The organism is Paraburkholderia sp. SECH4, assembly GCF_030511745.1.
GTDB lineage: Bacteria > Pseudomonadota > Gammaproteobacteria > Burkholderiales > Burkholderiaceae > Paraburkholderia > Paraburkholderia madseniana.
Genome location: NZ_JALOCP010000036.1, coordinates 34813 through 58406, shown reverse-complemented (window position 1 = coordinate 58406; position 23594 = coordinate 34813). Strand labels below are relative to the sequence as shown.

The 23594-nt window shown below is 60.6% G+C and carries 20 protein-coding genes and 1 pseudogene; 13 read left to right on the top strand and 8 right to left on the bottom strand.

What is annotated here, in order from left to right; all coding sequences use genetic code 11:
- Nucleotides 1-202 precede the first annotated feature (202 nt).
- Together M0D67_RS33510 and M0D67_RS33505 are read left to right on the top strand one after the other, a co-directional pair.
- Nucleotides 203-1219 (top strand): DnaJ C-terminal domain-containing protein, encoded by a 1017-nt coding sequence (locus M0D67_RS33510; protein WP_266241189.1) that lies wholly within the window; start codon nucleotides 203-205, stop codon nucleotides 1217-1219.
- A gap of 20 nt (nucleotides 1220-1239) precedes the next feature.
- Nucleotides 1240-1602 (top strand): translation initiation factor Sui1, encoded by a 363-nt coding sequence (locus M0D67_RS33505; protein WP_266241187.1) that lies wholly within the window; start codon nucleotides 1240-1242, stop codon nucleotides 1600-1602.
- Between the two features lie 71 nt (nucleotides 1603-1673).
- Here M0D67_RS33505 and M0D67_RS33500 read toward each other — a convergent pair whose 3' ends face one another.
- The 3 genes from M0D67_RS33500 to M0D67_RS33490 all read right to left on the bottom strand — a co-directional run bounded on the left by M0D67_RS33500 (nucleotide 1674) and on the right by M0D67_RS33490 (nucleotide 4987).
- Complete coding sequence (locus M0D67_RS33500; protein ID WP_266241185.1) at nucleotides 1674-2561, bottom strand: SDR family oxidoreductase; 888 nt, start codon at nucleotides 2559-2561, stop codon at nucleotides 1674-1676.
- Nucleotides 2562-2708: 147 nt separating this feature from the next.
- The gene (locus M0D67_RS33495; RefSeq protein ID WP_266241225.1) at nucleotides 2709-3764 is read right to left on the bottom strand and encodes a polyamine ABC transporter substrate-binding protein; all 1056 of its coding nucleotides are present in this window, start codon (nucleotides 3762-3764) and stop codon (nucleotides 2709-2711) included.
- Nucleotides 3765-3874: 110 nt separating this feature from the next.
- Nucleotides 3875-4987, bottom strand: a complete 1113-nt coding sequence (locus M0D67_RS33490; protein ID WP_266241183.1) for a P1 family peptidase — start codon at nucleotides 4985-4987, stop codon at nucleotides 3875-3877.
- 155 nt (nucleotides 4988-5142) lie between these two features.
- Between M0D67_RS33490 and M0D67_RS33485 the strand changes: the two genes are divergently transcribed.
- The 4 genes from M0D67_RS33485 (at nucleotide 5143) to M0D67_RS33470 (ending at nucleotide 11464) form a co-directional block, all read left to right on the top strand.
- Complete coding sequence (locus M0D67_RS33485) at nucleotides 5143-5946, top strand: helix-turn-helix transcriptional regulator (RefSeq protein ID WP_266241181.1); 804 nt, start codon at nucleotides 5143-5145, stop codon at nucleotides 5944-5946.
- Nucleotides 5947-6216: 270 nt separating this feature from the next.
- A complete protein-coding gene (locus tag M0D67_RS33480) occupies nucleotides 6217-8073 on the top strand; it encodes a potassium transporter Kup (RefSeq protein WP_154559436.1) in 1857 nt (618 codons plus the stop codon).
- 16 nt (nucleotides 8074-8089) lie between these two features.
- Nucleotides 8090-9640 (top strand): DUF2235 domain-containing protein, encoded by a 1551-nt coding sequence (locus M0D67_RS33475; protein WP_266241179.1) that lies wholly within the window; start codon nucleotides 8090-8092, stop codon nucleotides 9638-9640.
- 60 nt (nucleotides 9641-9700) lie between these two features.
- A complete protein-coding gene (locus tag M0D67_RS33470) occupies nucleotides 9701-11464 on the top strand; it encodes an ABC transporter ATP-binding protein/permease (protein WP_266241177.1) in 1764 nt (587 codons plus the stop codon).
- Nucleotides 11465-11490: 26 nt separating this feature from the next.
- Here the strand turns inward: M0D67_RS33470 and M0D67_RS33465 are convergent, their stop codons facing one another.
- Both M0D67_RS33465 and M0D67_RS33460 read right to left on the bottom strand, forming a co-directional pair.
- Nucleotides 11491-12456: a D-2-hydroxyacid dehydrogenase family protein gene (locus tag M0D67_RS33465; protein ID WP_266241175.1), complete on the bottom strand. Its 966-nt coding sequence runs from the start codon at nucleotides 12454-12456 to the stop codon at nucleotides 11491-11493.
- A 132-nt stretch (nucleotides 12457-12588) separates the two neighbouring features.
- On the bottom strand, nucleotides 12589-13515 hold the full coding sequence (locus tag M0D67_RS33460) for a LysR family transcriptional regulator (RefSeq protein ID WP_266241173.1): 927 nt from the start codon (nucleotides 13513-13515) through the stop codon (nucleotides 12589-12591).
- 293 nt (nucleotides 13516-13808) lie between these two features.
- Between M0D67_RS33460 and M0D67_RS33455 the strand changes: the two genes are divergently transcribed.
- Both M0D67_RS33455 and M0D67_RS33450 read left to right on the top strand, forming a co-directional pair.
- Nucleotides 13809-15170, top strand: a complete 1362-nt coding sequence (locus M0D67_RS33455) for an MFS transporter (protein ID WP_266241171.1) — start codon at nucleotides 13809-13811, stop codon at nucleotides 15168-15170.
- 44 nt (nucleotides 15171-15214) lie between these two features.
- Nucleotides 15215-15964, top strand: a complete 750-nt coding sequence (locus M0D67_RS33450; RefSeq protein WP_266241169.1) for an Asp/Glu racemase — start codon at nucleotides 15215-15217, stop codon at nucleotides 15962-15964.
- Between the two features lie 49 nt (nucleotides 15965-16013).
- On the opposite strand, the pseudogene M0D67_RS33445 reads toward M0D67_RS33450, so the two are convergent.
- Together M0D67_RS33445 and M0D67_RS33440 are read right to left on the bottom strand one after the other, a co-directional pair.
- Nucleotides 16014-16169, bottom strand: a pseudogene (locus tag M0D67_RS33445) (AraC family transcriptional regulator); the annotation flags it as partial.
- A gap of 181 nt (nucleotides 16170-16350) precedes the next feature.
- Nucleotides 16351-16560 (bottom strand): hypothetical protein, encoded by a 210-nt coding sequence (locus M0D67_RS33440; RefSeq protein WP_266241167.1) that lies wholly within the window; start codon nucleotides 16558-16560, stop codon nucleotides 16351-16353.
- Between the two features lie 35 nt (nucleotides 16561-16595).
- Here M0D67_RS33440 and M0D67_RS33435 point away from each other — a divergent pair, with 35 nt between their 5' ends.
- Entirely contained in the window at nucleotides 16596-19133 is a 2538-nt protein-coding gene (locus M0D67_RS33435) for a DNA-binding protein (protein WP_266241165.1), read from the top strand.
- A gap of 97 nt (nucleotides 19134-19230) precedes the next feature.
- Here the strand turns inward: M0D67_RS33435 and M0D67_RS33430 are convergent, their stop codons facing one another.
- Nucleotides 19231-20358, bottom strand: a complete 1128-nt coding sequence (locus M0D67_RS33430) for a porin (protein WP_266241163.1) — start codon at nucleotides 20356-20358, stop codon at nucleotides 19231-19233.
- 519 nt (nucleotides 20359-20877) lie between these two features.
- Here M0D67_RS33430 and M0D67_RS33425 point away from each other — a divergent pair.
- From M0D67_RS33425 to M0D67_RS33410, 4 genes are read left to right on the top strand one after another with little or no spacing between them, the layout of a single operon-like run.
- Nucleotides 20878-21744, top strand: a complete 867-nt coding sequence (locus M0D67_RS33425) for an ABC transporter substrate-binding protein (protein WP_266241161.1) — start codon at nucleotides 20878-20880, stop codon at nucleotides 21742-21744.
- A gap of 27 nt (nucleotides 21745-21771) precedes the next feature.
- A complete protein-coding gene (locus M0D67_RS33420) occupies nucleotides 21772-21909 on the top strand; it encodes a hypothetical protein (RefSeq protein ID WP_266241159.1) in 138 nt (45 codons plus the stop codon).
- A 3-nt stretch (nucleotides 21910-21912) separates the two neighbouring features.
- Nucleotides 21913-22746, top strand: coding sequence for an ABC transporter ATP-binding protein (locus M0D67_RS33415; protein ID WP_266241157.1), 834 nt, complete (start codon nucleotides 21913-21915; stop codon nucleotides 22744-22746).
- Nucleotides 22746-23585 carry an ABC transporter permease gene (locus M0D67_RS33410; RefSeq protein ID WP_154559338.1) on the top strand — a complete coding sequence of 280 codons (840 nt, stop codon included), beginning with the start codon at nucleotides 22746-22748 and terminating at the stop codon, nucleotides 23583-23585. The genes M0D67_RS33415 and M0D67_RS33410 overlap by 1 nt, the downstream gene beginning before the upstream one ends.
- Nucleotides 23586-23594: the final 9 nt, after the last annotated feature.

The window sequence follows — 23594 nt, the reverse complement described above, 5'->3', positions numbered from 1 at the left end:
TTCTTCAGACAAATTGTCGTTTACGCGTAAATTCGCCGTACTTTTAGGCTTTCAAGTTATTACTTTGTAAGGTGCGGGCGAAGACAAAGGCCGCAGGTCCAGCGGCTGAAAGCGGCAGATGAGGTGACGTTTCAACAACTGGCAGTCCTTTCACCGCGTCTTGATAGACTTGCGCGTACGGAAAGAAATGTGGGGGAAATGCGTGAGTCTTGATGAATACTATAGGCGGCTGAAGTTGCCGGGCACTGCGTCGCCGGCAGACGTCAAGCGCGCGTATCGACGGCTAAGAGCGAAGTACCACCCCGATCGCAACAAGGGGTCCGAATCGACAGTCGAACCGGTGTTCAAGCGCATTCAGGAGGCGTTTGAGATTCTGACCGGCAAGCGTGAACCGCCCGTGTCCAGCCCGGTGGCGGCACCGACTGAGCGTCGCGACAAGCCAGCCCACTCACGCGAACACCGCAGCCCGCCTCCCATGCGCGGCGCGAACTGTCTGATCGAACTTTTCGTGCCGCTCGAAGCAGCGATTCACGGCGGCGAGGTCGAAGCGAGCTATTCGGTGAAGGGACCGTGTCACCCATGTCAGGAAAGGGGCGCCCAGTGCGCGAGCTGCTACGGCAGCGGTCTGTCGGCCTCGGGCACGCACTGCGTCGCCTGTGGGGGAACCGGTCGCCCGCCAGCGAGTGAGCGGTGTCAAGCGTGTCTCGGCACGGGTATCAGAACATTTCGGAAGTCCGAGGCGGTGAAGGTTCCAGCGGGTGTGTGGGATGGCCAGCGTCTTGTCGTCGAAGGTGGCGGCCATCCCGGGCCGAATGGCGGTCCGCCCGGCGACGCGATCTTCTCGGTCGTGATTGTCTGCAGCGCGGCCTTTCGTCGTGACGGCCTGAATCTCGCAAGCGAGATTCAGGTTGATTTCGTGACCGCCACGCTCGGTGGTGACTTCGAAGCGCAGATCCTGGGGCGTGCGCACCAGATGACGATTCCGCCGAACGCGCAACAGGGCAGCGCGATCCGTCTACGCGGACATGGACTCACGGACCGCAATGGCTCGCGCGGTGACCTGACGCTGCAATTGGTGCTCGCGATGCCGGCAGCGGCTTTACATCTCACCGACGATGAACGACAACGGCTGCGCGAGATGTTTGCGGACGCTGGGCGTCGAGCAATGCAGGCAATTCCTGCACACTCGCAATCGAGCCGGCGTTTCGCAGCCAAGTAATATCTTTGAGCAATCCAATCATGAAACGTAGTTCAAAAGGCGGCCTTGTCTATTCGACCGACGGCGGACAGATGTGTCCCGAATGCAGGCAGGTGATCGCGGAATGTATCTGCAAGGCAGTTGCCAAGACATTACCGGTAGGCGATGGCGTGGTGCGAGTGTCACGCGAGACCAAGGGCCGTGGCGGGAAAAGCGTGACGATCGTTAAAGGCTTAGCGCTCGATCCTCTCGCCTTGGCCTCATTAGGCAAGCAATTGCGCACAGCCTGCGGTTCTGGTGGAACGGTCAAGGATGGCGTGATCGAAGTGCAGGGTGACCATTGCGAGCGGGTCATCGAAGCGCTCAAGAAGTACGGCTACAGCGCGAAGCGCGCCGGGGGCTAATCGCTTCAATGAGCGTTAACGCCCCGACGTAGATCGATTCCGCTTCGCTTCGTGCCGATCAACAAAGGTGACTAGACATACCGCGCTTCGTTGAGGTCGGCGATGAGCGTCGGTCCGGTTGGATGCCAGTTCAACCGGGCTTGTGTCTGAACACTCGAGGCCGGCATATCCAAGCCGACGAACATTGCCATCCATCCAAAATGCGACGCCGCTTCATCCGGGCTGATCGAAACGACGGGCAAGTTCAGACCCCGACCAAGCGCCTCGACGATTTCGCGGCTACTGACCCCTTCTTCGCCGACCGCATGATATCGAGCCCCCTGTTGGCGCTTTTCCACGGCGAGCCGATAGAGACGCGCCACATCGGAGAGATGGCCAGCCGGCCAGCGGTTACGGCCCTCGCCCACGAAGGCGCAGACGCCTTTCTCCCGAGCGATAGCAACGAGCGGCGAGATGAGACCCTGCCTGAACGGGTTGTGAACCTGAGGTAGACGCACCACTGACACATTGACACCCGCCTCCAGAAGCGCGTTCCCAGCAACCTCAGATGCGATCCGAGGATTTGGATGACTGATATTAAAGACATCCTCGGTCGCCAGTTGACCATGCTCGCCGCTGCCCATGCCGGTCCCGGAGGTGATGATCAGAGGACGGTCGGAGCCAGCGAGCACCGAACCGAGTGCCGCGATCGCTCGCTTGTCCTTTTCGCAGTTCTCCACGAATCTTGAGAAATCGTGATCGAATGCCGTGTGGATGACGGCATCTGCTTTTGCGGCGCCGCTGCGCAGGCTTTCCGGGTCCTCCAGGGTTCCGCGATGCACTTCCGCACCTGCATCGATAAGCGCTTGCGCTCCCGCGTCCGAACGCGTCATGCCGATCACATGATGACCCGCGTTGATAAGTTCGGGAACGATGGCCGCACCGATGAAGCCCGTCGCGCCCGTCAGAAAGATACGCATAGTGAAACCTCCGTGATTGTCACCGCGACTATCTGACCATTTCCCGTTCTGTTGAAGTGGTGACGTCATCCTATGAAAGGAACTAACAGGATCCCGATGTCGGCCGGCCAATCCAACGCTGACGCAATACGTCGATCCGCCCCAACCTCAGCGCCCGGCCTTAAGCTGTGTCCACAGCCTGTTTTCAAGGCGCAGGATATCGGCCGGCAAAGGCAATGACAGCGTGAGCGATTTCATCTTTTCTCCGCGAGGATAAACCGCTTCATTCTCGAGGATCGCCGGCTTCACAAAAGCACGGGCCGAAGCGTTAGCGTTCGGATAGAAAACCTGATTGGTGATCGCCGCGCTAACCTTGGGCTGAAGGATGTAATTGATCCATTGCATTGCAGCTTCCGGGTGTGGCGCATCTTTAGGAACTCCCATCAGATCGAACCACAACACCCCATCGCCCTTGGGAATGACGTAGCGAATCTCATAGGCGCGATGGGCCTCTTCTGCACGCCGCTTCGCGATCCCGACGTCGCCCGACCACGCTAGCGCGATGCAGACATCGTTATTGGCGAGATCGTTGATGTAGCCGGAAGAATTGAACTGGGTGATGTACGGGCGAATCGTTTTGAGCAGCTTGAACACTTCCTGATAATCGGCGGGGTTCTTACTGTTGGGATCCTTATGCAGGTAGATCAACCCAACCGAGAATGCGTCCTCCGCGGAGTCGAGCACGGAAACGCCGCAGGTTTTCAGCTTCGAAACGTATTGCGGATCGAACAGCAGGTCCCAACTATCGTAGGGTGCGTCCTTGCCTAATATCTGCGTCACTTTCGTGACGTTGTAACCGATGCCGTCCGTGCCCCATGACCATGGCACGGTGTATTGATTGCCCGGATCGGCCGACGCAAGCATCTTCATGAGCACGGGATCCAGATTGGCCAGGTTTGGAATCTTGGTCTTGTCGAGTTTCCGATAGACACCTGCTTCGATCTGCTTGCCGGCATGGCTGGATGACGGCACTACAACGTCATAGCCCGATGATCCGCTTAGCAACTTTGCCTGCAAGGTGTCGTCGCCGTCATAGACGTCGTATCGCGTGTGAATGCCGGTTTCCTTTTCGAACCCAGAGACGGTGTCGTCGGCGATATTGTCCGACCAGTTGTAGACATTCAGCTCTTCGGCTTGAGCATGGTTTGCGGTCGCGGCCAGCATCCCCACAGCTGCGAGGAGTCCAGTGACGACAGTGATGAGATGGCGGGGTGTCATAGCAACCTTTCGGTGTTAATGAAGGAACTCATGCAAGGGGAAGAAGCGTCAGTCAATCAGCGAACGAGGCGGCGGTCGCGGCGCCAACCAACTTGTTCCAGTGCTTTCAGCAAACGGTCGGCGCCGAGCGCGGGGACATGAACGCCTTGGCCGTCCATATCTTCAGCAGCAACAAGGGCGTTGAGAATGGCTTCTTCGACCGCTTCCGCAGCCGCGACGAATAGCGGAGAAATGAAATCGTGAATGACGCTGCGCACGCTGATGACAGGCTCGATTGCCTTGCCGTAATCCGCCGGCGGTATGCCGCGGTTACCCACCGAGAAGGCAATGAAGATGTCGCCACTGGAGTATTCGGTGCCGCCGCCCACGCGGGCTAATCCAATGCTCGCGCGCCGTGCAATTTGCTCGCACTGATGCGGCAGAAGCGGCGCGTCGGTCGCAAGCGTCACCACGATCGATCCCATTCCGGGGACACCCGCACGACGTCTGTCGAATGGCGACGGCAGGTTCCGCAGCACCTCGCCAACCGGATAGCCGGCCACACGCAGCGCGTTGCGACGGCCGTAGTTCGCCTGGACCAGTGCGCCGACGGTCCAGCCACCGTCCTCTGCCGCGAGCCTGCGCGAGGCTGTTCCAATGCCGCCTTTGAACTCATGACAAATCATGCCGGTACCGCCGCCAACCGAGCCCTCGGCCACCGGTCCACTGCGAGCGGCGGCTTGCGCCTCGTGAACGTGCGCGGCGGTGACATGCTGCCCCCAGATGTCGCTCAGCACCCCATCGAAAGTTTCCAGCACCACCGGCATGCACCAGTACTGGCTATCGCCGACGCATGCGCGTTCGGCGGCGACCAATGCGTCGCGAACCACGCCGACGCTGTGCGTGTTGGTGTAGGCGATAGGCGTAGTCAGCAAACCTGATTCGCGGATCCATTCCAGGCCGGTGGCATCGCCGTTTCCGTTGAGCACGTGACAGCCGGCAAAACATGGATCGAGCCGTGCCATGCCGGCGCGTGGTTCGATGATCGTCACGCCGGTTCGAATCGAAGCTTCTGCGCGGTTTTCGACCAGGGTACGATGACCGACTCTTACGCCTTGCACGTCGGTGATGCTGTTAAACGGACCGGGCGTGCCGTGGCCAACTCGAACACCGATGTCTCTGATACCCATACTTTTCTCCAGTGTTGCTCGCTGTGAGCAAGCTTGCCGACGCGCATGCGACGGGGTACAGAGATGGTAGGGTGGGGGACGACGCGTGAAAATCAGGCCGAAGGGCTAGAACGATGGGACGAGCTACCCTTTAAGGGGTAGTGGGGGAAACTGACATGCAGCTTGATGTATCGGACGTTGCCTTTCATCAGCGGCTTGGACGTCTGGTCGAAAAGCTCGACGACAAACAGTTCTGGCATGCGCTGATCGACCTGTTGCGCAAAGTGGTCCACTTTGACAACTGGGTGGTGGTGATCTTCTGGCCCAACGGGAAACCCCAGTTGATTGCGGAGATCCAGTCACGTACGCCGAACGCCGAACTGTTCAAGGGGTATTTGAACAGCGTCTATTTGCTGGACCCTTTCTATCAATTCAGCCTGGGCGGGATCAGCCCGGGCGTGTATTGCCTGGACGAAGTTGCCCCCGACCACTTCCGGGAAACCGAATATTTTCGCCGCTATTTTTCGGTGAACGTGCTGGAAGATGAGGTGCAGTTGTTAGCCCCGCTGCCCGCGGGTGGAACGCTGTCTGTATCGATGGGCAGTGAACGCCGCTTTAGCTCGACTGAAATCGGAACCCTCTGTCTTTACGGCGCATGGTTGCTTCCGTTGATGTGCCATGCTTTGGCGGCGCAAACAGCCGTGCTTCCGCCGCCGGTAAGTTTACCCGCGGGAGGTGATCGACGCCTTCACTTCGAACAGGCGTTGCGCAAGCGCTCCAATGCGTCGCTGACCAACCGCGAAATCGAAATCGCACTGATGATTCTTGCCGGACATTCGACCAAGAATATGGCAAGGCTGCTTGGCGTGTCACCCGCTACCGCCAAAGTTCATCGGCGCAATCTTTACAAGAAGCTGAACATCTCATCTCAGGCGACACTTTTTCTGCTCATCATGGATGAAGACCCGGAGACCAACTGAGGCGAACCGGTTCTGATGGGTGATCCTAAGGGGATGCCTGGCTTTGAACCGCGCCCTTTCTTCTGTACGCTGTCATCGACAGGCCGTCCGCTGATCGGCCCATTGCAGGAGGATCAGCGTGACCAGACGGGCCGCCAGGCGCTTGAGCGCCGGCGCACCGTTCGCTGGCCGGGGGCCCCACCCACTGAGAAGGAGCCATTCATGGAATCGTCTTCAGGCCAACAACCGGGCGCCCCTGCCGGCCACGTCGCTGAAACCAGCCACGGGTCGATGGCCAAACTGGCGCTGGCCGCCATCGGCATCGTGTTCGGCGACATCGGCACCAGTCCGCTCTACACCATGAGCACGGTATTCGACTCGGGTCACGGGCTGGTGCTCAACCGCTTCAATGTGCTGGGCGTGGTGTCGCTCATCATCTGGTCGCTGATCATCGTGGTGACGCTGAAGTACGTGACGCTGATCATGCGTGCCCACAACCACGGCGAGGGCGGCATTATGGCGCTGCTGGCGCTGGCTTCCAGTTCGGTAATGAACCGGCCCCGCCTGCGCCACGGGCTGCTGCTCGCCGGCGTGTTCGGCGCGGCGCTGTTCTATGGCGACGGCGTCATCACGCCGGCCATCTCGGTGCTCAGCGCGGTGGAAGGGCTGGAAGTGGCGGAGCCGCAACTTAAGCCCTTCGTGGTGTCGATCGCGCTAGTCGTGCTGATCGCCTTGTTCCTGGTGCAGCGGCGCGGCACGGCCGGCATCGGCGCGGTGTTCGGGCCGGTGATGGTGCTGTGGTTCGGCGTGATTGCGGTGTCGGGTCTGCTCACCATCGGCCGCGCGCCGGGCATCCTGGCCGCTTTCAACCCGTTCGTGGGTCTCGAATTTCTGGTGCGCAACGGCTGGCGGGCCTTTGTCTCGCTCGGCGCGGTGGTGCTGGCGCTGACCGGCGCCGAGGCGCTGTATGCCGACATGGGCCACTTCGGCGCGCCGCCGATCCGCCTGTCGTGGTTCGCACTCGTGCTACCCGCGCTGGCGCTCAACTACCTGGGCCAGGGCGCGCTGCTGTTGTCGGACCCCAAGGCCGTGGACAACCCCTTCTTCCACCTCTTCCCGTCGATGGCGCTGTTCCCGATGGTGCTGCTGGCCACGGTGGCGACTGTGATCGCGTCGCAGGCCGTGATCAGCGGCGCGTTTTCCATGACCAAGCAGGCCATGCAACTCGGCTTCATGCCGCGCATGGGCATCGTCTACACCTCCGAACGCGAGGTCGGCCAGATCTACGTGCCCGCCATCAACTGGATGCTGCTGATCGCGGTGGTGGGGGCGGTGCTGGGCTTCGGTTCCTCCACGGCGTTGGGCTCGGCCTACGGTATCGCCGTAACGGGCACCATGATGATCACCACCTTCCTCACGTTCTACGTCGTGCGCTATGCCTGGCACTACAACTGGTTGCTGTGCGTGCTGGCCACCGGCTTCTTCTTCGTCATCGACTTCACGTTCTTCTCGGCCAACCTGCTCAAGTTCGTGGATGGCGGATGGTTCCCGTTGCTGCTGGGCGCCATCATGTTCACCATCATGTCCACCTGGCACCGCGGCCGTGAGCTGATGGTCGAAGAGGCCACCGTCCATGCCGGCGCGCTGCCGCTGGCCAGGTACCTGGACAGCCTGTTCGCGAAGGCAACGATACGCGTGCCCGGCACCGCCGCGTTCCTGACCATCAACCCCAGCACCGTGCCGCATGCGCTGATCAACAACCTGGCGCATAACCACGTGCTGCACGAGCGTGTGCTGTTCGTGCACGTGACCAACCTGGATGTGCCCTATGTGCCGCGCGAGCAGCGCGTGGCGATCACGCCGCTGGGCCACAACTGCCACAGCATCCTCGTGACCTACGGCTTCAAGGACGAGGCCAGCCTGCCGCAAGCGCTGCGCGACTGCGAGCCGAAGGGCCTGGTAGTCGATCCGGCGCAGGTGTCCTATTTCCTCAGTCATGCCACCGTGGTGGCGACCGGAGGCAAGGGCATGCCGGTGTGGCGCGAACGAGTGTTCAGCGTAATGGCGCACAATATCGGTAACCCTGCGGCTTATTTCAAGCTGAGTTCAAACCGGGTGATCGAGCTGGGCTCGCGCGTCGAAATATGAGGTAGAACCCGCAAACATGAAGAGACTTTTCGTTTGCTGCGACGGCACATGGAACTCGGATAGCGACGAGTTTCAGGGGGTGCCTGTTCCAACCAATGTCGTTCGCTTTTTCAACGCGTTGAGTGACCACGGTGACGATGGCGTCGAGCAACTCCGGTACTACCACGTCGGCATTGGCGCTAATGAAGGGCGAGTTCGTCGTATCGTAGACGGTGCGCTGGGATTAGGCCTCTCGCGAGACATTCGAACCGCGTACAAGTGGCTGTCCGACCACTACGAGGAAGGTTCTGAAATCTTTGTCATTGGCTTTTCGCGTGGCGCGTTCACGGCTCGAAGCCTGGTGGGCATGCTTCACCGTTGTGGACTTCCTCGCGAGGCAAGTTGGGCGCTGGTCAAGCAGGCATGGAACCTGTACCGGCTTGACCCAAAAATGCCGGAAAACATCAGCCTGCAGGAACGGTTCTGCATCGAGAATGGCAAACCACCTCCCATTCGCTTCCTGGGCGTGTGGGAGACGGTGGGCGCTCTCGGTATTCCTGAAATTGCGAACTTATTCGGCTTCGGGAGACAGCGCTTCGAATTCCATGACACGAGGCTTTCGCCAGAAGTTGAACGCGCGGTGCAAGGCCTTGCCATTGATGAGCAGCGGAACACCTTCTTTCCAACGTTGTGGACGGACGCGGATGGTTGCGACCCGGTACGCGTGACGCAAGTGTGGTTCCCTGGCGTGCACGCCGACGTTGGGGGCGGCTACAAGGAGACCGGGCTTTCTGATGCCACACTCAAATGGATGATTGCCGAGGCTGCGCAGTGCGGTGCGGTGTTTGAATTGGAGATGTTGGACCAGATAGCGGATGCGGGCCAGTTGTCGGCGGTACATGGCGTCCTTCACAACTCACTCACAGGCTTTTACAGGAGGATCGGATTTCGTCCCCGGTCCTTTCCCTATCTGGCGAAGGATTCACGAATATGCTCCGAATCGATATCGGATCTGGCATTGGCACGGCAGGCCAGTCCGCCAATCTTTCAGGCCCCCTATCGACCGAACATAGACCCTGCGATGGGGGTCCAGGTGCGGGTTTTCGCGAGCACGTTGTGGAACTGGACCGGTATTTTCATGAAGGAAGGGGTGAGCTACCGGTTCAAGGTGCCTGAAGGTCAAACATGGCTGGATGGGGACAGCGTATCGGGCGCGGAGGGCACGCCAGGTAACTGGATGCAACGCCTGTTTGCATGGTCCAAGCGGGTCAGGGGGGCGAACTGGTTTGAACTCTGCGGTGCGATCTCATACCCAGGGGAACCGAGCGAAGCAGGTGTGTCACCTGAACCCTTCTACTTCAGAATCGGCAGAGAGATGGAGATCAAGGCGCCTTACTCGGGTTACCTGTATTGCTTTGCCAACGACGCCACCTGGGCGTACTGGAATAATCAAGGAAGTATTCGGGTTGACATTGCCGAATCAGGCCGCGTGCCGGCTGGCAAAGAGATGGCACACCCGTCTTCCGACGAAGACCTGACTGCGCCGGCAACCGCACCCGGAGGTTCGGGAGCAGGTCAACCATCATGATGCGTCACGCAGTTCGTCAGGTGCACTCGATCCGCATTCACGGCGCGTTAAGGGGCGTTCATGAGCGACCAATCTTCCGGCCCTGCTTCCGGGCAAGCGGACCGTGTCTCAGCCTGGAGCCTGATCAGACCGTACTGGGTCTCTGAGGAACGCAAGACCGCGTGGGGTCTGCTGATCACGATCATCGTCATGGACCTGGTTCTGGTCGGCATCAACGCCCGCCTGAATACATGGAACCGTGATTTCTACAACGCACTGGAAGGCAGGAAGGTCCATGAATTCCCGCAGCTGATGCTGCTTTTCAGCGCGCTGGCGTTCGCGTTCGTCGCGATCTCCGTCTATAACCGCTATCTGCGCCAGATGCTTGGCTTCCGATGGCGCCAGTGGCTGACCACACGCTATCTGCAGGAATGGCTGGGCGACGGCACCTTCTATCGCATCGAGCGCGACCGCCTCGCCGACAACCCTGACCAGCGGGTCGCCGTCGACCTCGAGTCATTCGCCAACACTACACTTTCGCTCACACTCGACCTGCTCTCGACGCTCGAGACACTCGTCTGGTTCTCGATCGTCCTATGGAGCACGGCGGGCGCGCTGGCCGTCATGATTGGCGGCACGCCCGTCCAGATTCCCGGCTACATGCTGTGGGCAGCCATCGTCTATGCGATTGCCGGCTCGCTCCTGACCAACAAGGTCGGGCACCCGCTTGTGTCGATCAACTACCAGTTGCAGCGCGTCGAGGCGGATTTCCGGTTTGGTCTGATCCGTCTGCGCGAAAACGCCGAGCAGATTGCGTTCTACGACGGGATGCGGACCGAGGAATCGACCGCCCAGGACCTGTTCGGCCGGATTCGCGAAAACTGGTGGCGCGTGATGAAGTACACGCGGCGCTACAGCTTCGTGCTTAATTTCTACGCTCAGATCGCCGAAATCTTTCCGATCGTCGTGGCATCGCCCCGTTATTTCGCGGGTGTGCTCAGTTTCGGGACACTGATGCAAATCGCCGACGCATTCAGTTCGGTTAGCGGATCGCTTTCATGGTTCATCAACAATTACGACACGCTCGTCCAATGGCGCGCAACCGTTAATCGTCTGCGCGAGTTCAAGCGCGTCATGCAGCTACCTCATCTGAAGGAGTCTGTGTCGCCCGCCACCGAGCATGGCGGCATCAATCTGCACTACGTCGACGAGAGCCAGCTCGCCACGCACACCCTCACGCTTGCGCTGCCCAACGGCGAGACGCTTGCGAGCGTGCGCGACATTGCCGTCAAGCCCGGTTCGCGCTGGCGCGTGCGTGGGCCTTCCGGCTCAGGCAAGAGCACGCTGTTGCGCGCGCTGGCGGGTCTCTGGCCGTTCGGAAACGGCTCGATCGATGCACCTGTGAACGCGCGCATGATGTTCGTCCCGCAGCAGAGCTACCTGCCGGTTGGCACCCTGAAGGCTGGGCTCACCTATCCAGCAGCGGCCGCCCACTTCGGCGACGAGGAATGTTGCGAGGCGCTGCGTCTGTGCCGGCTCGAAGGCTACGTCGACCGATTGCACGAATCTGACCATTGGTGGCGCATTCTTTCTCCCGGCGAGCAACAGCGGCTAGCAGTCGCTCGTGTGCTGATGCACAAGCCTGACTACGTGTTTCTCGACGAAGCAACGAGTGCGCTCGATACCGAGAACGAAGCGTATCTGTATCGCCTGTTGAACGAGCGATTGCCGAAAGCCGCGATTGTCAGTGTCACGCACCGCGAGTCGCTAGCGGCATTCCACCAGGAGACGCTCGATATTGTGCGCGCGCGCGGGCACACAGTGGCACATACACCGCCGCCGTAGACGTGACTTATGTGACTTGTTGACCGCTACCCTTGCGCAGAACGCCCGGTTTCATCAAGCCACCGAACGATGTTCTGCACCGTATCGCCATAGAAGGTGCGATACAGTTCCTTCGACACATAGCCGATATGAGGCGTCGCGAGCACGTTGGGCAATTCGCGCAGCGGGTGCGGATTGTCGAGCGGTTCGACGTCGTACACGTCCAGCGCAGCGCCGGCAATCTGACCGGTCGTGAGTGCCCGAAGCAGGGCGGCATTGTCGACGATCGCTCCTCTCGACGTATTGATCAGCCGGCTCGTGGGTTTCATCTGCGCGAGCTCCGTCGCGCCGACCAAACCTCGGGTTCGCTCGCTAAACCGCAAGTGGATCGACAGGAAATCTGCCGTGGAGAACAGCACACCCTTGCTGACTCGTTGCACGCCTTTTTCCGCAGCACGTTCCTCGGTGAGGTTCTCACTCCACGCGATGACGTTCATTCTGAATGCCCGGCCGATGATGCCGACAGCCGAGCCGATATGGCCAAGGCCAAGCAATCCGAGCGTCTTGCCCGCGAGTTGTTCGCCAAGCGAAAGCTGCCAGCCTCCCTGACGCACTGATTGAGTCTCGAGAGGAATGTTGCGGGCCATCGCGAGAATCAGCGCCCACGTCATCTCGATCGTCGGCGTGGACGAATAGCCCGTATGACGAATTTCGATGCCGCGTTCGGCAGCCGCCTCCTGATCGATCGATACATTCCCCGGGCCGGTCGAGGCAATCAGCTTCAGGTTCGGCAGGCTTTCGATGACCACGCGGGACAGCGGTGTGCGTTCCCGCATCACGCATACGACGTCGAATGGCTGCAGGCGTTGAATCAGGCTCCCGATATCAGCGACGTGATCGTTGAACACCGTCACGTCTGCCAGGTCCTTAAGCGGCGACCAGTCTGCCACGCTCAGCGCGACGTTCTGATAGTCGTCGAGGACGGCGACCTTGATCGGGAGTTTGGGGTTCATGTTGCGCGCTCCATGAGTTGTTGATATTGCTGCTACCCGAATGCTAAGAATCCCGGCCCGTCACGTAAATCAATAAGTAACGACGCCACCCATCGCGAGCCGCGATGGCTCACCATCGACTTGTGACCGTCATCATGACTCGTTGTCCCGGTGCTTGTTGAGGTGGTCGACCAGCATGCGAGCAGGAAGCGGCAGCGTCTCAAAGTTGCGGGCGATGATGACCAGTGGCCGCTGCGACCACGGTTCATCGAGCTCAACGACGCGAAACGGCACCGACTGCATATATGGCGTCACGCTTCCCTTGGGGAGCACGCCAATGCCGAGACCCGCGCTGACCATGTTGCGCACGCCCTCGAAGCTGGTCACTTCGATGCGCACGCGAAGCCGCATGCCCGCACGCTCAGCGGCGGCGCGACACAACTTCGAAATGGACGTGCCATACGGCATGCTGACGAAGTCGTCCTCCAGAACTTCGGCGAAGGTCACGCTTGCGCGCTCGGCGAGCCGATGATCCGACGGCACGATCACGACCAGCTTGTCGACGGTGTATGGACGCCACTGCAGATCGCCGAGGGCATCCCTGGTAGCCGCGCAGATGCCGAGATCGGCGACACCGCTTGCGATTGCCTGCACGACTTCATCGCTCGACTTCTCGGCCATATCGATCCGCACCTTCGGATTGGTGCGCAGGAAGGTGCGCAGCACACCCGGCAGATACTGGACCATGGCCGTAAAGTTCACATAAATCCGGGTATGGCCCCTCAATCCCGCCGAATACTCAGACAATTCATCCGAAATTTGCTGCAAGTGCTCGCTCAGCCGCTTCGCATGATGATAGAGCGCCTCGCCGGCCGGCGTAGGTTGCACACCGCGGCTGTGCCGATACAACAGCGGCGTGCCGGCGTCCTCTTCGAGATCCGATACGCGCTTACTGACGGCTGACGCCACGATATGCGTGCGGGCCGCCGCCGCGGCAATGCTGCCCTCCTCAATGACAGCCACAAAAATGCGCAGGGACTCCATGTCGAGGCGCAACGGCCGCTCTGCTGAAACACGCATCCTTACTCCTTCGGGTTGGCTATCCGGTCGCGGGCACCCATCGCGGTTGGCGATGCCTCTATTGAACATTGAGAAGTTTTCAATCCGCCTCGTGACCGGCATCCTGTGTGCCATAGGGCTCGATCCTCGCAGGACGAACGGTCGAGGCGTGCGACCGGGCACTGTGCCTCGCGATTCTATGTCGAGGCGGCGCGGTTGTCCTGGACGCCGGCCCATCAGCCTTTTCAGAAGCACAAGCCGGTGGACGGCCGGCACGCAGGAAAACTCGGTTGAAAACATGAAGGAGACGAAAGATGGAACACAAACAACTGGCCTTGAGCGCGCGAACTCGCTGGTACGAGGGGCTCACGGCAATGCACTGGCGTGTGCTGAAGGCCAGCTTTCTCGGCTGGATTTTCGACGGCTATGAGGCACTGGCACTTGTCGTCGTGCTTGGGCCGATGCTGCATTCGGTGCTGTCGCCGGCACAAGCCGCGTCGCCCACGACATACGCAGGTCTGGTTATCGGCATCACGTTGCTTGGCTGGGGGGCGGGTGGTCTGATCGGCGGGATTCTCGCGGACTATGTTGGACGCAAGCGGATGATGCTCTGGTCCGTATTCCTCTATGCGGTGTTTTCGGGTTTGACCGCATTCTCGCAAACCTTCTGGGTGTTGTGCGGGCTGCGCTTCCTGACCGGCCTCGCCATGGGCAGCGAATGGAGCACGGGCGTCGCGCTGCTGTCGGAAACCTGGCCTGAGCGGGCGCGTGCGAAAGGGGCGGGTTTCCTGCAATCGGGCTTCGGCTGGGGCACGCTGATCGCGGCGGTCGTGTGGTACGCGCTGTCGTCGGCGCATCCACTCGGCGCCGAAACCTGGCGGTTGATGTTCGTGCTTGGCGCAGTCCCGGCGCTTTTTGTGCTGTACATCCGCCGCGGGGTCAACGAGTCGGAGAAATGGCAACGCGCGGTGCGCGAAAAACGCTGGAGCGCGACGAGCACGACGAGCACCCAGCCGGTTGCGGGCGACGCGTCTGCTTCCGACAAGCGCCCCTTCACGCTCACGCAACTGTTCCGCGAACCCGAAGCGCTGCGCCGCACGCTGCTTCTGCTCGTGCTGTCGATCGTCACGACCGTTGGCTGGTGGGCCATTTCCAGCTGGCTGCCGACCTATACCGTAGCGCTCGCTAAAGCCGAAGGCATCCCCGATGCGTTGTCGTGGGGCTCGAAGGTATCGATTGCGTACACCATCGGCGCGATTGCAGCCTACATGATCGCGGGCTTCGTGGTGGATGCAATCGGCCGGCGAGCGTTCCTGTCACTCACTTTCGTCGGTGCGCTGCTGACAACGATCGTCACGTACAAGCTGACGACGAGCGTCGAAGCGATGATGGTCGTTGCGCCAATCAATGGCTTCTTCACCCTGGGCTGTGCCTATGTCTGGATGGCGATCTACCCATGTGAACTCTTTGGTTCCAGCGTACGTTCCACCGCGATTAGCTTCGTGTTCAATGCTGCGCGTCTGATCGCGTGGGTGTTCCCGATCATCGCGGGCAGCATGATCAAATCGTTCGGTGGTGTGTCTCAAGCTGCGTTGGCACTCGGCTCTGTGTATCTGATCGGTATCGTGGTTCCGTGGTTTTTGCCGGAGACGCGTGGCACGGGCATGCCGGACTGAGTCAGTTCATAAATTTGGATACCTGATTCTATTTGGAGAGAAAGATGCCTCAAAATTTTCGTATCGGACAGATCGTTCCAAGCTCGAATACGACCATGGAAACGGAAATTCCCGCCATGCTGCGTGCCCGTGAAGCGATCCGTCCCGAGCGGTTCACTTTCCATTCGAGCCGGATGAGAATGCACAAGGTCACGAAGGAAGAACTGGTCGCGATGAACAAGGAAGGTCTGCGCTGCGCGGCGGAACTCGCCGACGCGCGTGTCGATGTCATGAGCACGGCGTGCCTGGTCGCGATCATGGCGATGGGGCCCGGATATCATCGGCAAACCGAACGCGAACTGCTGGAAGTTGCGCGCGCCAATCATTGCCTTGCGCCCGTCATGACCTCCGCGGGCGCGTTGGTAGAAGGTCTGAAGATCATGGGCGCCCGCCGGATTTCGCTGATGGCGCCGTACATGCGGCCCTTGACTGACCTTGTCGTCGCTTATATCGAGAACGAAGGCATTGAGGTCATCGATTCCCTCTGCTTCGAGATTCCCGACAACCTTGAAGTCGGTCTGCGCGACCCGATGCAACTGGTCAACGACGTTCGCGGTCTGAACACGGAAGGCGCGGACGTCGTGGTGGCGTCCGCTTGCGTCCAGATGCCTTCATTGCCGGCGATTCAGCGCATTGAAGACATGCTGGGAATCCGCACCGTCTCGACTGCGGTATGCACCGTTCGGCGCATGCTGGATCATCTTAAGCTTGAGCCGATCGTCCCTGGCGCGGGGGCGTTGCTTGCCGGGGTGTGATCGGCTATCGCTGACGCTCAGCCGATTTTTTCGAATGCGGCTTTGTGCATTAGCGGAGCTCTGCGCGAAGCTCGCGCACTCCCCGCCCTAAGCGATCACGCAAGAGCGTTCCCAACGTCGCCCCGTCAGCGTAGCCGACCTCGACTGCGATGGCGTCGAGCTCAAGGTCGCTGCCGTGGACAAGCGATCTCGCCCGCTCGCCCCGCTGGGTCTTCTGCTCCAGGGCAAGTAAGTGCGGGAGGCGCCATCAATGAACGCCCTCATCGTCATTGCTGGCGCCACCGGCAGTGTCGCGACTTGGCGCTTGCGACCGACAACCGGAAGCTGGAATACGCCGCGCTGCATGTCGGCGAATAAGAAATAGAAAAGACGTCGAACAGTTCGCCTTAAATAGTGGCCGGTTTGACGCCGCACGTCCGTTCGTCCGATGCCGCCTTGATATCGCCCATAATATCGATCTCACGCTGTACCGCGCGGATGACGTCAGTCACCGCGTTGCCGGTTTTTTCAGTGAACGGCGAATCGCGCGGTATGAGCCAACCCGCATTCCTTTCATCGGGAATATCGCTGGGTGGAGTAACGTATTGGGGACTCAATTTTTCGTCAGGTCAAAATGAGCTTTGAGGCGCTTATGTCTACGGACGCAGACACAATCACGGACGAACTCGTCGCCGGAATCGCAGATCGCATGGTCGAAGAAGGCAGGAAGGTGTCTCCAGTGACCATTTGGCCGGAGATTCCTGGCGGGTCGATCGTTGCCATTGCGGCAGCTTTGCAGCGCTGGCGCGAAGCGCGACAGCCCCTCACGCCCCATGTGCAGGTTCAGGCCGGGTTGCCGGAGCATATCGCCGGAACCATGACGAGTGCCGCTGAGCGGCTCTGGATGGCCGCCCAAGGCGAAGCTGACCGGGCGGTCAGTCAGCACCTGAGTGCCGTGAACCAGCACCTCGATGCTGCCCGCACGGAACGGGATGAGGCGCTTGCCGAGTATCAGAAGACAGCGGCGGAAGTCGAAGCCGGGCGTGAGCGGCATAGTGCGCTGGCGAGCGCGCTGAGCATCGCCGAGGATACGTCCGCGCGTCTCGCGGCGGAACTCGCGGCTGCTACGGCGCGTGCTGACGCTGGCGAGGCTCGCGCGGAAGAACTGGCACAACGTGTGTCGGTGGAAGAGGCCGCGCTGGAGCACACGAAGGCGGAACTCGACCAGGAGCGTCACGCGCGTGGGGAGTTGGCCGCTGCTGCTTCCAGCCACCACGATCAGATCGCACAAATGAAGCAGGAGCTCGACGAGGCGCGGCAGGAGGTTACCTCGATCGGCTACGACTGTCAGGCGAAGTCGGCCGAAGCAGATAGAGCGTTGGATGAGGCTAGCGAGGCTTCGGCGCGCGCAGAAGCGGCCACGGCGCAGATGAACGAGAGTCTCGCGCGGGTTGCTGGACTCGAGGCTGAGCGGGATGAGGCGCGCTTTGCGCTCGAAGCAGAGCGCCAGACGAGCGCGGCGCGGAGCGAGGAAGCGTTGATTCAGTTTGATGAATTGCAGCGCGTCGGACCGGAACTGGAGGCGGCGCGGGAGCAGGTCAGCGCCATGACTGAGGCGAAGGCGGCTGTGAGCGCTGAGCTGGCTCAGGTTTCGCACGACGCGTCTGTCGCGAGGGACGAACTGGCTCGGGTCTCGCAGGATGCGTCTGCCGCGAAGGAGCGGGCAGAGGCCGCCGAGCAGCAAGCGGCGACGTTGCAGCAGCGCCTCGCAGAAGTCGAGCAGGCGAAGTCGTCCGAAGCTGAGCGATGGGCGCAGGAATCTGTCGCGGCTTCGTCGCGTGCAGAAGCCGCTACGGCGCAGGCGAACGAGAGCCTCGCGCGGGCCGCCGCGCTGGAGGCTGAACGGGATGAGGCGCATGCCGCGCTTGCAGCAGAGCGTCAGGCGAGCGCAGTGCGGAGCGAGGAAGCGTCGGGTCAGTTCAACGAACTGCAGCGTGTCGGTCGGGAACTTGAGGAGGCGCGAATCGCGCTCGAAGCAGAGCGCCGGACAAGCGCAGAGCGGAGCGGGGAGGTATCGATTCAGCGCGACGAACTGCAACGTATCACCCAAGAGCTCGAGGCGGCGCGACAGCAGGTCAGCGCCATGACCGAGGCGAACGCGGCCGCGACCGCTGAACTGGTCCAGGTTTCGCACGACGCGTCTGCCGCGAAGGAGCGGGAAGAGTTCGCGGAACAGCATGCGGTGACGTTGCAGCAGCGTCTCGCAGAAGTCGAGCAGGCGAAGTCTGCCGAAGCGGAACGATGGTCGCAGGAATCCAGTGCGGCTTCATCACGCGCAGAAGCCGCCACGGCACAGGTGAGCGAGAGCCTCGCGCGGGTTGCCGCGATCGAAGCTGAACTCAATGAGGTGCGCACTGCGCTCGCTGCCGAGCGCCAGACAAGCGCGGCGCGGGGCGAGGAAGCGTCGGTCCAGCTCAACGAACTGCAGCGCGTCACTCGGGAACTCGAGGAAGCGCGGATCGCGCTCGAAGCAGAGCGCCGGACAAGCGCGGAGAGGAGCGGGGCAGCGTCGATTCAGCACGACGAACTGCAAGGCGTCACCCGGGAACTCGAGGCGGCGCGGGAGCAGGTCAGCGCCATGACTGAGGCGAAAGCGGCCGCGATCGCTGAACTGGCTCAGGTTTCGCAGGATGCGTCTGCCGCGAAGGAGCGGGCAGAGGCCGCCGAACAGCATGCGGCGACATTGGCGCAGCGCCTTGGAGAAGTCGAGAAGGCTCGCGCGGAAGAAGCGCGACGCAACCATCAACTTGCCCTTCAGGCGGGCGACTCTGCGAAGGCGGAAGAAGTCGTCGAGTTACAACGGCAGATATCGGCTCAGGCCAAAGCGCATGAGAAGGCCTTTAACGAGCTTCGCACGATTGCTGAACAGTGGGTGGAGCATGCTAAAGACCTGAAGGAACGACTCGCTTCGGCAAACGAAAAGCTATTGTTCATCGACTCGCGCAGCACAGGAGAAGTGGCGCTCATCCGGAAACTCTCGTCTGAGCTTGAGCGGCTTAAGCCCGATAGTGAGTTGGTATCCCGGGACACGCAGCAAAAGCTGATCGGGGCGACGATGACCGAGCGACTTTCGCAGAAGGGTTATCGGTATGACCCGACGACGGCGGTTATGTCGAAGGTAGAGCGTTGATTTCCTGCTGGCCATCGACATCGCCGGCCAGCCCACTGAAGAACGCCGGATCCTTTGATCCGGCGTTCTGCGCCGTCGTGCCGGCAAATCACACGGCTTACCACTTATGCCGGAGTCCGATCACCGCCGACACTTGCGACTTGGTGGTGGACGGTGAGAGCGAATAGATCTGCGCGTACTGCGCATCACCCGCCGCTTTCTGATAGATGCCAACCAGAAATAGATCGGTGCGCTTGCTGAGCAGGTAGTCCACGCCGGTATTCACCTGATGCCATTTTGGACTGTTGTTCTGCGGGTGATATTGCCCTGTCGTGAAGATATACGCGGCGCCCAGAATGAGCTGCGGCGTCACGTAGTCGGTCAACGAAACCTCAAAATTCTGCAGCGTCAGGCGCGACGTGTCGAGATAGTCGAATCGCGCGTTGGTATAAAGCAGCGACAGGTTCGCCGGCCCGAACGCGTAAGCGCCGCCCGCTCCAAACATCCTCTGCTTGTTGACGCCCGCTTTGGTCGCCGGATTCGTGATGAACGGTGACGTGAAGCCATAGTCGTTGACCACCGCGCCGTTCGTGTTATTGGCGTCGTTCGGCGTATTGACCTGAAGGAACGCCAGGCCGGCTGACAGCGGTCCGTTGCGATACTGCACGCCGGCGCTATAGGCGTTGTTGTCGGAGAAGCCACCCGCCTTATTCGAGAAGCCGTAGAGCCCTTCAAACTGAAGACCTTTGTAGTCGATGCTCTTGTACTGGACCGCGTTATTGATCCGGAACGTGTCGAACACGTTATCGCTGTCGCCAATGTGCGCACCGTACGCCGCGAACTGACAGGCCGACGAGAATACACACAGTGTTACCGCCTCGTCGTATTGACGGCCTAGCGTCACCATTCCGAGGGTATCCGACGACAAGCCGACAAACGCCTGCCGGCCAAACTCACGGCCTCCCTGGGACAGTGCGCCAGTCGCCAGGCTGTAGCCGCCTTCCAGCGTGAAGATGGCCTTCAGACCTCCACCCAGATCCTCTACGCCCTTCATCCCCCAGCGAGGCGTCTGCATCGGGCCGCTCGCGAATTGCCACGTCGCGTGGCCTTGCTTGTCGGCGCCTTTCTGATTGTTCGCGTAGACGATGCCGGTCGAGATCAGCCCGTACAGGGTCACGCTGCTTTGGGCGGATGCCGTCTGGCAGAACAGGGCCATTGAAGCGAGAACAAAGATGCGTCGATTCATGATTTCCTTTGAATGGCTTGTTTTGGGAAAGTGAAAGCAAATACTTGAATCTGAATTGTTATTAGGATCACGAAACAAAGTCATTGCGCAGGGAAGGCTTTGTGTCTTCGATGACCGTCTCAACTTTCTCGGGTGAATGGACAGATCAGCCTGGCGTTCCCGCGCCGTGAAGGTCTGTCGCTACCACTGCCTTTCGGTAATCGACCTGTACGGCGATGCGAATCTGGTGCGATTGCTGGCGATTCTTGCGGAACAAAATTCCCGACAGCTAGCACCGAATTTGACCACCAGTGATCGAATTTTTAGCGCATCGAAGGCTTGGAGGTGCGCGAATCGCGCACGCTCGCGTGCAATTTGTCTGATGTTTTACGCAGAATGGGTGAGCTAATTCCGGCATCACTCATCTTCAAAATTGATGCTTGCGGGGACACTTTTGGCTCTTAATAATCGTTTGGACCGGCAGCACTCAGCGTTAAACGACCGGCCCCTTGTATCCAGGAAGGACCAACGGAGGAGATGATGTCAGTAATCGAAAATGCCGGACGTCGGCGTTTGCTGCGGATGACACTCGCGGCGGGCGGCATGGCTGCAACGGGCGCGCTGCTTTCTGTGCGCGCCTTTGCGGGCGACAGGGCAACCGTCAACATGCAACTGGGCTGGATTCCGGGCGGCAACCAGGTCGGTGAGGTGACGGCGAAGCGGCTCGGCTATTACGAGCAGGAAGGCATCGATTTTCACATCCAGCCGGGTGGCCCGAACATTGACGGCGTCGCGATTGTCGCCTCGGGCCGATCCGAGGCCGGTGAGATTTCGTCGAGCCCGTCGATCATGCTTGCGGTCTCAGAAGGCTTGCCGATCAAATGCATCGCGGTCGGGCTGCAGCAGCATCCTTACAGTTTCTTTTCACTCAAGAAGAATCCCGTGCGCACGCCGCACGACATGATCGGCAAGCGTATCGGTATCCAGTCGACGGGCATGGTGCTGCTCAAGGCGCTGCTCGCGAAGAACAAGATCCCGGAAAGCCAGGTCAACATCGTGCCGATCGGCGCCGACATGATGCCGCTTCTGAGTGGCCAGGTCGACGCGGTGACCGGCTGGCAAACCAACACCACAGCGCTCAAGGCGCTCGGGGCAGATCGCGTCGACCTGCGTCTGTGGGACACCGGCGTGCGCCTCTACGCGCTGCCGTACTACGCGAACACCGCGACACTCAAGGACCATCCTGACATCGTGACGCGTTTCATGCGCGCAACCGCGCGCGGCTGGCTTTACGCGAATGCGCATCGCGACCAGGCTGTCGATCTGCTCATCAAGGAATATCCGAATCTGAACCACGCCGATGAGCGCGTCGCGATCGATTCGCTGATGGGCTACGCGTTCGATTAGGCCACGCAGACCCAGGGCTGGGGCACGATGGACGCGAAGGTCTGGGAGGAGCAGATCACGATGTACGGTCAACTCGGCCAGTTCCGGGGAAGTCAGCCCAAGGTCGATGACGTGATGACGATGGACGTTCTCAACGCTACCCGTTCTTCTCGCCTCAAGGTGTAATCCATGCATGCTGCCACTATGAATCCGCCACGCGCGGACGGGTCGGGCTCGTCTGCCGGCGCGCTGCGAGACACCAATCTGTCTATCAGTTGCCGCAATATCAATGTGCGTTTTTTCACCGACCGGCGCAGCGTCACCGCGATCGAAGGCTTGAGCCTTGACGTCGCCGCCGGCGAATTCCTCACGCTCCTCGGTCCCTCTGGCTGCGGGAAGTCGACGTTCCTGCGAGTCGTAGCGGACCTCATCAAGCCGAGCCGTGGCGAGATCAGCGTGCTTGGCGCGGCGCCTCGTGTCGCGCGTGAGCATCGGGACATCGGCTTCGTGTTTCAGGACGCGGCGTTGCTGCCGTGGCGCACGGCGATCCAGAACGTGCAGTTGCCGCTCGAAGTCGCGGGTGGCAAGGCGCGTGCAGGCCGGGCGACACCGCGTGAACTGCTCGAACTCGTCGGCCTCAAGGGGCGCGAGGACGCTTACCCGCACGAGATGTCCGGCGGGATGCGCCAGCGTGTCGCGATTGCGCGTGCGCTCGTCAGCGACCCGAAAGTCCTGCTGATGGACGAGCCTTTTGGCGCGCTCGATGAAATCACGCGTGACCGTCTGAATGAAGAATTGCGTCGCGTCTGGAAAGAGATGGGTCTCACGACGCTCTTCGTCACCCACAGCATTTATGAAGCGGCGTTTCTCGGCCAGCGCGTGCTGATGCTGGCCGCCAATCCTGGGCGTGTGAAGGAGATCGTCCCGGTTGGACTGCCGGAAGACCGGACGCTCGATATCCGCGAGACCCGTGAATTCGTCGAACTCGCTGCCTATCTGCGGCGCGTACTGGAGACCTGCTGATGACCACGTCCGAAATGCAATTGAACCTGTCGTCTCAAGCGGCGGACCCTGAAGCGCAAGCATGGCTTGCGCAACGCCGCCAGCGCCTGTGGCGCGCGCGCCTCCTGCCGGTACTCGGTGTCGCGGGCTTGCTGTTCACGTGGTGGGCGGTGGTGGCGGGCTTTCATGTGAAGCCGTTTATCGCACCGTCGCCGCTCCTGGTTCTGGAGACGCTGTTCAACAAGAGCGACGTGCTGCTGCAGAACCTCGTGCCGACGGCGATCGAGGCAGTGGGAGGTTTCCTGCTCGGCAACCTGGCGGCGATCCTGATCGCCACCGTTTTCGTGCACAACAAGACGCTGCAGGACATCTTCTATCCGGTCGCGGTGATGATCAACTCGATTCCGGTGGTCGCGAAGGCGCCGATTCTCGTTCTCATCATGGGTAACGGTCTTGAGCCGAAGATCACGATCGCGGCGATCGTCTGTTTCTTCCCGACGCTCGTGAATATGGTTCGCGGGCTGCAAGCGGTGAACCCGCAGGCGATGGAACTGATGCAGATCCTGTCGGCAAGCAAGCGCGAAATCTTCTTCAAGCTGCGCCTCTACGCTTCGCTGCCTTATCTCTTCTCCGCATTGCGCATCGCTGCGTCGATGTCGGTAATTGGCGCGGTGGTCGGCGAATGGATCGGCGCCACGCAAGGTATCGGCGCCATGATCATCCAGGCGACCTACAGCTTCGATTCAGCCCTGCTGTATACGGCAATCATCATGAGCGCTGTGCTGTCCGGCATGTTCTTCCTGGTGATCGCGATCATCGAACGCCTGGTGGTGAGATGGCAGCCCGAAAGCACGCATTGAACCGAACAC

Bases quoted from the DNA above. Each gene is read 5' to 3' on its own strand.
- M0D67_RS33505 (WP_266241187.1), top strand. From the start codon at position 1,240: ATGAAACGTAGTTCAAAAGGCGGCCTTGTCTATTCGACCGACGGCGGA.
- M0D67_RS33500 (WP_266241185.1), bottom strand. From the start codon at position 2,561: ATGCGTATCTTTCTGACGGGCGCGACGGGCTTCATCGGTGCGGCCATC.
- M0D67_RS33495 (WP_266241225.1), bottom strand. From the start codon at position 3,764: ATGCTGGCCGCGACCGCAAACCATGCTCAAGCCGAAGAGCTGAATGTC.
- M0D67_RS33490 (WP_266241183.1), bottom strand. From the start codon at position 4,987: ATGGGTATCAGAGACATCGGTGTTCGAGTTGGCCACGGCACGCCCGGT.
- M0D67_RS33485 (WP_266241181.1), top strand. From the start codon at position 5,143: ATGCAGCTTGATGTATCGGACGTTGCCTTTCATCAGCGGCTTGGACGT.
- M0D67_RS33480 (WP_154559436.1), top strand. From the start codon at position 6,217: ATGGCCAAACTGGCGCTGGCCGCCATCGGCATCGTGTTCGGCGACATC.
- M0D67_RS33475 (WP_266241179.1), top strand. From the start codon at position 8,090: ATGAAGAGACTTTTCGTTTGCTGCGACGGCACATGGAACTCGGATAGC.
- M0D67_RS33470 (WP_266241177.1), top strand. From the start codon at position 9,701: ATGAGCGACCAATCTTCCGGCCCTGCTTCCGGGCAAGCGGACCGTGTC.
- M0D67_RS33465 (WP_266241175.1), bottom strand. From the start codon at position 12,456: ATGAACCCCAAACTCCCGATCAAGGTCGCCGTCCTCGACGACTATCAG.
- M0D67_RS33460 (WP_266241173.1), bottom strand. From the start codon at position 13,515: ATGCGTGTTTCAGCAGAGCGGCCGTTGCGCCTCGACATGGAGTCCCTG.
- M0D67_RS33455 (WP_266241171.1), top strand. From the start codon at position 13,809: ATGGAACACAAACAACTGGCCTTGAGCGCGCGAACTCGCTGGTACGAG.
- M0D67_RS33450 (WP_266241169.1), top strand. From the start codon at position 15,215: ATGCCTCAAAATTTTCGTATCGGACAGATCGTTCCAAGCTCGAATACG.
- M0D67_RS33435 (WP_266241165.1), top strand. From the start codon at position 16,596: ATGTCTACGGACGCAGACACAATCACGGACGAACTCGTCGCCGGAATC.
- M0D67_RS33430 (WP_266241163.1), bottom strand. From the start codon at position 20,358: ATGAATCGACGCATCTTTGTTCTCGCTTCAATGGCCCTGTTCTGCCAG.
- M0D67_RS33425 (WP_266241161.1), top strand. From the start codon at position 20,878: ATGTCAGTAATCGAAAATGCCGGACGTCGGCGTTTGCTGCGGATGACA.
- M0D67_RS33420 (WP_266241159.1), top strand. From the start codon at position 21,772: ATGGACGCGAAGGTCTGGGAGGAGCAGATCACGATGTACGGTCAACTC.
- M0D67_RS33415 (WP_266241157.1), top strand. From the start codon at position 21,913: ATGCATGCTGCCACTATGAATCCGCCACGCGCGGACGGGTCGGGCTCG.
- M0D67_RS33410 (WP_154559338.1), top strand. From the start codon at position 22,746: ATGACCACGTCCGAAATGCAATTGAACCTGTCGTCTCAAGCGGCGGAC.